Here is a 6,066-nt window from a genome sequence, read left to right as displayed (position 1 = left end):
TTGCAGAAAATCTCAAGAAAGACATCCCCAGTAAATTGGTACTCCATCGGTTTTTGAGGCTTGGGTCTACCACCACTAGATACCTGAGCAGCAGCTTTCAGACTCTGCATCAGTTGGTAAAGCTCACCTTGCAATTTTTTGGCAGCATCGGCGGTGAATGGAAAAGACACCGAACCATCATTAAGATTTAATTTAAGTGGTATAGCGGACATAAGGCAAATCTGAGATGTTATCGATTGTTTGTTAATCGTTGTTGATAAGTTAAGTCGGGAAAAATAAACGAAACATTCTACCCAGGCGATGCAGTTCACGTCAACGGTCAACGGTTAACTTCAAGGGCAAAAAGATTAAGCCCTTATTATACTTTCCTATTGGGATTATACTTTCCTTTGGGGACTAACATCGGTCCCCAATGACTATTAATCAAAGTTGATAATCAAAGCTGAGGCTCTGCTTGGGACGTGGTAGCCAAGCTTTTCTCTTTGTCCCGCTTCCGCTTTTTGGCATACAGCTGAATTGAGGCAGCCATTACTATAATCATCGCAAGAATTAACCAAGAGGTAATATCTGTAGGCAAACTGTTCTTAAACACTGCCAGTAAAACAATTACCATCAGCAAGACAGTAGGTGCCTCATTGAGAGCACGAAACTGCTGACCAGTCCAACTGCATTCATTGGCAGCCAGCCGTCGCATAATCCTACCGCAATAGAAATGATAGACCAGTAAAAGGGCTACAAAAGCCAGCTTGATATGTAACCAACCTTGCTTGAGCACTTCTGGTTCTGTTAGCAGTAAACCAATTGCCATCGCTACCGTTACCACCATACCTGGGGTAGTAATTATGTGATAGAGACGTTTTTCCATAATCTCATACTGATTTTTGAGAATGGTTTGGGCAGGTTCGGGCTCTTGTGAAGCCTCTGCATGATAGACAAACAGACGCACCAGATAAAACAGACCGGCAAACCAAACCACTACACCAATGAAGTGAAACGCCTTGAACCAGAAATAAGCCATAGATTGTGTCCTCCATTATTACAACAGCGTCATGCAGCTGAGCAGTGTCTAGCCTCCTGACTTCAGCTATAGCGCGTGTCGCGTATCAGCTATCAGGTTCTTGAGGGAAGTCCCACGAATAATCATATACTCACGGTCCTGAGCCAAATGCCTAAGTTTTCCTTGCTTCAAAAGCTTAGTAGACCAGAGCTGATCGCTAAATGCTTACGATTATCTCATGTCTTCTTTAACTCATACAAAAACCATACAGATTCAAACAGATAGATGAACCATAGCGTAAACCTGGGGTTGAGACAATGGACAAATAAAAAGCGATGCAGAGGTGCGACCCGTGGCGAATTTAATTACGGGTCAAGCGCACCTAAGCGGTCTTGGGGTAAACCCCCACTCGCGCTTTGCATGGCTGACAGGGAAACGTTTTACTTAACCAATGTCAAGGGTATGATTAATGCCAGTAGCATGCGAGAAAAAAGAAGATCACCTCGCCAACAGACCTCCATTTCTTATCGATTGGCTGGTCTCTTCTCAGCTCGTCATCCAGTCGTTAATATTAGTCGAGGAGGTTGCAGCATTTACAGTGAAAAAGCTATTCCAGTCGGTCAAGTTATCAAAATACAGTTTTTCTTGCCACAAAATAACACAGTTACTGCTACAGTTAAAGTCATGTGGTGCAGAGAATCTAAAGTAAATTCCCTAGCAAACTATAGAGCTGGTTTACAGTTTGTAACAGTCTCACCAGAAAGTCTAGATTGTCTGTTAGGTCTGCCAGCAACACCTATTTCAACGCCTCAACTTCAGCTGAATAAGTTACTAAGAAATGATCCGGCTAAGACTTCTAACACCTGCTATACCTAATCCTCATACTAAGTTGCGCGTCCAGAAAAGATATTACCCTTTGAAGAGATGACGGGTGATGGAGTTAATGATTAATAGGGTAAGCAGTTACTACTGATTAATTTTAAGTATTAATGGCTCTCCTAGACTGATTATAGTAAATTAGTAGTTGAAATGAGCTTAACCCCTTAAATAGCAAGGGATTCAATCAACTATAGCGTTTTTTAAGCTAGTAAGGTACAAGTTTTCGGGTTTTAGGGAGCAGGGAGCAGGGACTTCGGAGCAGTGAAGTCAGAAGAGGGAAAAGGTAAAAAAATATGTGTACCTCATTAGGGGAAAAACCGCTATAAAAATACATTTTTATTGAAATTGCATTTTTCAATCACTCAAAGCATTACTGGGCAAGCACTATAGCGCTTATTTGATCAGAATTTATCATAGCCACTCTAGGAGAGCCCTATTAATTTTAAGTATTAATTTTAAGTAAACTTGGGATAAGTTGCAGGGCAAACGCATCTAAATTAGATTGACAAATAAGCAAAAATGTGCTAAACACAACCCAGGTTAAGTTGAGCACCAAATATGAGATAATGACTTCATGACTAATTTTTAAGAACTCGTTGGCGTGTCTGACAAATGAACAATGGTGTCTTGATGCAGTCGCTCATGGTTTGAATTTACCGTAAGATAGGGTCGCCTTATTAAAAAATATTTAACCCTTTTCTGCATAACCTGCTAACTATAAAGGCTCCACTATCTAAGGTTTTGTCTCCGGGGGAAACCACGGCAGTCGCTCATGGTTTGTTCGCGTTCGCCTTTGGCGTGGCCTACGGCCAAGCGTCGCCTTTGGCGATAGTTACCGTAAGACAGGCTCGCCTTAATCAATAAGTTTTAACCATGCATCTGCATAGCCTACCAACCATAAAGGCTCAACGTAATCAGGTTTCGTCTCCGGGGGAGACCCCCAAGACCGCGCTGCCTCCCCTGTTCCCTTGCTGCATCGCTTTAATATGCTGACCTTGAATAGTTGAGGAAGTGTAAGCTATCGCAATTAATAAAACTAGAGAAATAAGTCGTTTACCTTCAACCTTAGTCTCCTCTATATTATAACCACCTGTCTTAAAATCTCTAAACATTTCCATGCCTCGCTTCGCTCACCAGGCTTCGCCAACGAATCAAATCTTTTTTTATAAGCTGAAATCGCCAACTCTAAGCTCTCAAGATTTGTCAGAATAAACCAGGCTTCTTTTGGGGCTATTCCCTTAATTTTACGTTGCCACTTACAAGGGACATTAAAACTTATAAACCCACGGGTTTTTGTCACTTTAAATCCTTGGAGAAACAAAGATAATCCTGGTGTTAAGCCTAAATTATTTAATTGAATCCAAAGATAATTTTTCACTTCGATAAATTCGTTATTCTTAAGACGTAAGCAGAAATATACACCCAACGACTGGAGAGGCTGCGCCAGCTTGAGTGAGCAAAATTATCTATCCCCTAATAGACAAACTTTATAATTTTTTAAAAGTGGCATCACTGAAGATAGGGCAGTTTTCTGTTCATTAATATTGCGCTTACCCTAATTTGGGAAGTAATTCAAAATATATAGGAAAGGCTCTGTCTTGATGCAGCCGCTCATGGTTTGAACGCGACTGCATCAAGACAGTGAGCGACTTTTGTGGAATAAAACAACCACTGAAGTTCGTTTTTACATAAGTAGTTTGGAAAATAATGCTGATAAAATTGCTAAAGCTATCCGCAGTCATTGGGGGATTTAAAACAGCTTACATTGGATATTAGATGTCACCTTCTCTGAAGAGAGTAGTCGTATTCGCAAGGATAATTCTCATGAAAACTTGGCTTTACTAAGTCGTTTAGCTTTAAATATACCAAAGGGAACAGGGAACAGGGAACAGGGAACAGGGAGTAGTGAGTAGGGAGTAGGGAACAGGGAACAAAATTATCACAATTCATTTAGGATTGCTATATAATGAAACAAGAAGCCAGCTTTAAAGGAAGTTTAAAGATGAAACGCGCTTCGTGCTGCTATGGACAATAACTATTTAGTCAAAATTTTAGCATCTGCCAGTAAATAACTAGGGACTTGTTAGTCAAGTTTTATCCAAGAGAATAAGCCGAATATGCACCCAAATTTATGAGTTAACATTTCGGGAACTAAGGGAGGACGCGGTCAAAAATTTTTAGTCAGCTCCAATCGCTTGATTGTTACTAGTTAAAATTGAGAAATATAGATTTTTGAAAACTTACTTAAGTTAGATGCGTTTACCCTGACATTTTTAACTCCCATACGAAGTTAAACCGGACAACAATGATGCCGAGCGAGGGTTGCGTCCTGTAGTAGTACATCGCAAAGTTAGTGGTGGAGCTAGAAGTGATTGGGGCGCGCTCGTTAGTTGCTCAAATGTTTAGCTTCTTAGAAACTAAGCGGTTAAAAGGTTCGTCGGCGATTAACAGTTTGTGTGAACTGTTGTCTAATGCTGGTCGCGATCCGCCTGGATTGCCATCTACTTAATACTTCAAGGGCTTGTAATTTATCTCAATCTTTTCACGCCCTAATTTTGGCTGGTCGCTGTCTGCAACAGCTGGCAATATACATATACCATTAACTTGATGAAGCTTGTGATTTACATCTTTCTCAACAAGCTCTATTTTTTGCTCTGAGTAGTTACGAGCCGGGTAAAAAAAAAGGTAAAAGATTAAATATATGTGGACTATTATAAAGAGGAAAAAGTTTTGAGTATGGATTGGCTTTCAAAAGTTTTAAAAGCGGTGCGACCCCGCGCTTTTTCAAAGCTAAGCGTGAACGCGCACCAAGAGAGCGAAAGTTAGATCAAATTAATGAATTGGCAAGCAGTACAAGCAGAAGAAAGATTAAATAAAACTGGAAAAATAACTGTTGTTGTTCAAGACCAAGGTTCTATTCATACAAGTAAATTAACGAAATATAATTATGATAAATGGGAGAGTCTTGGACTTTATATAGCACTACGCGCTACTGTTAGGACATTCCTAAACTCCGAAACCTAGTCCTAGCTTGCTTTTGACTTCTGACTTATAACTTCTGACTTGCGCGTAGCGCTATATATTCTTGTTACCTAGTTATTCTCCTGAACTCAATCGAATTGAGAAGGAGTAGCAACGACTGAAAGAAGATGAATTAGCTGGTCAAATGTTTGAGGATGAATACGAAGCGCGCAGTCGCTGTAATGGCAGGTATTCAGACGAGACAAAATCGGAATGGATTGGCGGTCAAAAGATTTAGATTTAATTAATTTTTGAGGTTTGATTTAAGAAAATGACTGGATAGTTAATCACTCTCATGTGCTCAGTATTCTGTCATTTTGCTTCGGTCTGATTCTGGTTATATTGAAGTGATTTAATTTGTTTCATGGCCGGTTTTTTTGAAGATTTTTACGATTTTCAACTGCTCTAGGTCTTGCTTTTTGAAAATTGACATCGGGTCACGTAATGTTAGACTTATCAATCCTTTACAAAACTTAATACAGTGCGATTTATTTTGTCCGACTACTTATTGCTTTTGCCATAGTGTATCAACCGAAGTTCCACTAAACTGGAAACTTTGGTTTTATATTGTTTAGTGATTAGTCATCTGGTAAGCATTCAGCTATCATACCAAATCCGGTTTAATAAGACTATATTCAAAACCATCAAAGTCTTTGCCTAGACTTGATTTGAGGATTTAGGTAAGTAACCTATAATAACCGGATTTGGTATCAGCTATCAGCTATCAGCGTGTCGCGTATCAGCCATTTGCCTGTGGCCACGCTACTTGAGGTGGTTTTGAATAAAATAAGCACCTCAAGTAGCGTGAGCCTTGGACTATGGCCACGCTACGCGAATGGCTCAGGGCTGACGGCTGAATGCTTACGTCATCTGACCAATGAAGAATGGCTAATCACTAATCACTAATCACTAATCACTAATCACGCTTTGAAGAAACTATTCCCACTCTATGGTTCCAGGGGGTTTGGAGGTAATATCATAGACTACCCGATTAACTCCCTTGACTTCATTAACAATCCGGTTGGAAATAGTTTCAAGTAACTCATAAGGTACTCGTGACCAGTCAGCGGTCATACCATCTTCACTGGAAACAAAGCGCAATACAATCGGATGAGCGTAAGTGCGCTTGTCCCCCATTACTCCCACACTGCGTATTGGGAGCAACACGG

6 protein-coding genes and 4 pseudogenes are annotated in these 6,066 nt (G+C 40.3%); 4 read left to right on the top strand and 6 right to left on the bottom strand.

Translation table 11 applies throughout. From position 1 onward, the window contains the following. Together F6K49_RS34085 and hemJ are read right to left on the bottom strand one after the other, a co-directional pair. A pseudogene (locus F6K49_RS34085) lies at positions 1-212 on the bottom strand (hypothetical protein); the annotation flags it as partial. Between the two features lie 224 nt (positions 213-436). Then, complete coding sequence (gene hemJ / locus F6K49_RS34080) at positions 437-1,018, bottom strand: protoporphyrinogen oxidase HemJ (RefSeq protein WP_293017911.1); 582 nt, start codon at positions 1,016-1,018, stop codon at positions 437-439. Between the two features lie 399 nt (positions 1,019-1,417). On the opposite strand from hemJ, the gene F6K49_RS34075 reads away from it, so the two are divergent. After that, a complete protein-coding gene (locus F6K49_RS34075; protein ID WP_293103759.1) occupies positions 1,418-1,873 on the top strand; it encodes a PilZ domain-containing protein in 456 nt (151 codons plus the stop codon). A gap of 732 nt (positions 1,874-2,605) precedes the next feature. Here F6K49_RS34075 and F6K49_RS34070 read toward each other — a convergent pair. From F6K49_RS34070 to F6K49_RS34060, 3 genes and pseudogenes are all read right to left on the bottom strand, one after another. Further along, positions 2,606-2,737 carry a hypothetical protein gene (locus tag F6K49_RS34070; protein ID WP_293065957.1) on the bottom strand — a complete coding sequence of 44 codons (132 nt, stop codon included), beginning with the start codon at positions 2,735-2,737 and terminating at the stop codon, positions 2,606-2,608. Between the two features lie 119 nt (positions 2,738-2,856). Beyond that, a pseudogene (locus tag F6K49_RS34065) lies at positions 2,857-3,471 on the bottom strand (IS4 family transposase); the annotation flags it as partial. Positions 3,472-3,655: 184 nt separating this feature from the next. Next, positions 3,656-3,826, bottom strand: a complete 171-nt coding sequence (locus F6K49_RS34060; RefSeq protein ID WP_293017909.1) for a hypothetical protein — start codon at positions 3,824-3,826, stop codon at positions 3,656-3,658. Between the two features lie 336 nt (positions 3,827-4,162). Between F6K49_RS34060 and F6K49_RS34055 the strand changes: the two are divergent. From F6K49_RS34055 to F6K49_RS34045, 3 genes and pseudogenes are all read left to right on the top strand, one after another. After that, a pseudogene (locus F6K49_RS34055) lies at positions 4,163-4,385 on the top strand (transposase); the annotation flags it as partial. 326 nt (positions 4,386-4,711) lie between these two features. Further along, complete coding sequence (locus tag F6K49_RS34050) at positions 4,712-4,900, top strand: hypothetical protein (protein ID WP_293103756.1); 189 nt, start codon at positions 4,712-4,714, stop codon at positions 4,898-4,900. Between the two features lie 726 nt (positions 4,901-5,626). Then, positions 5,627-5,803, top strand: a complete 177-nt coding sequence (locus tag F6K49_RS34045) for a hypothetical protein (RefSeq protein WP_293040708.1) — start codon at positions 5,627-5,629, stop codon at positions 5,801-5,803. A gap of 30 nt (positions 5,804-5,833) precedes the next feature. On the opposite strand, the pseudogene F6K49_RS34040 reads toward F6K49_RS34045, so the two are convergent. Next, positions 5,834-6,066: pseudogene (locus F6K49_RS34040) on the bottom strand (GMP synthase (glutamine-hydrolyzing)); the annotation flags it as partial.

This window comes from Moorena sp. SIO3I6 (assembly GCF_010672095.1).
This window is presented reverse-complemented; position numbering and strand designations above follow the sequence as displayed.

Bases quoted from the DNA above. Each gene is read 5' to 3' on its own strand.
- hemJ (WP_293017911.1), bottom strand. From the start codon at position 1,018: ATGGCTTATTTCTGGTTCAAGGCGTTTCACTTCATTGGTGTAGTGGTT.
- F6K49_RS34050 (WP_293103756.1), top strand. From the start codon at position 4,712: ATGAATTGGCAAGCAGTACAAGCAGAAGAAAGATTAAATAAAACTGGA.
- F6K49_RS34075 (WP_293103759.1), top strand. From the start codon at position 1,418: ATGGCTGACAGGGAAACGTTTTACTTAACCAATGTCAAGGGTATGATT.
- F6K49_RS34060 (WP_293017909.1), bottom strand. From the start codon at position 3,826: ATGAATTGTGATAATTTTGTTCCCTGTTCCCTACTCCCTACTCACTAC.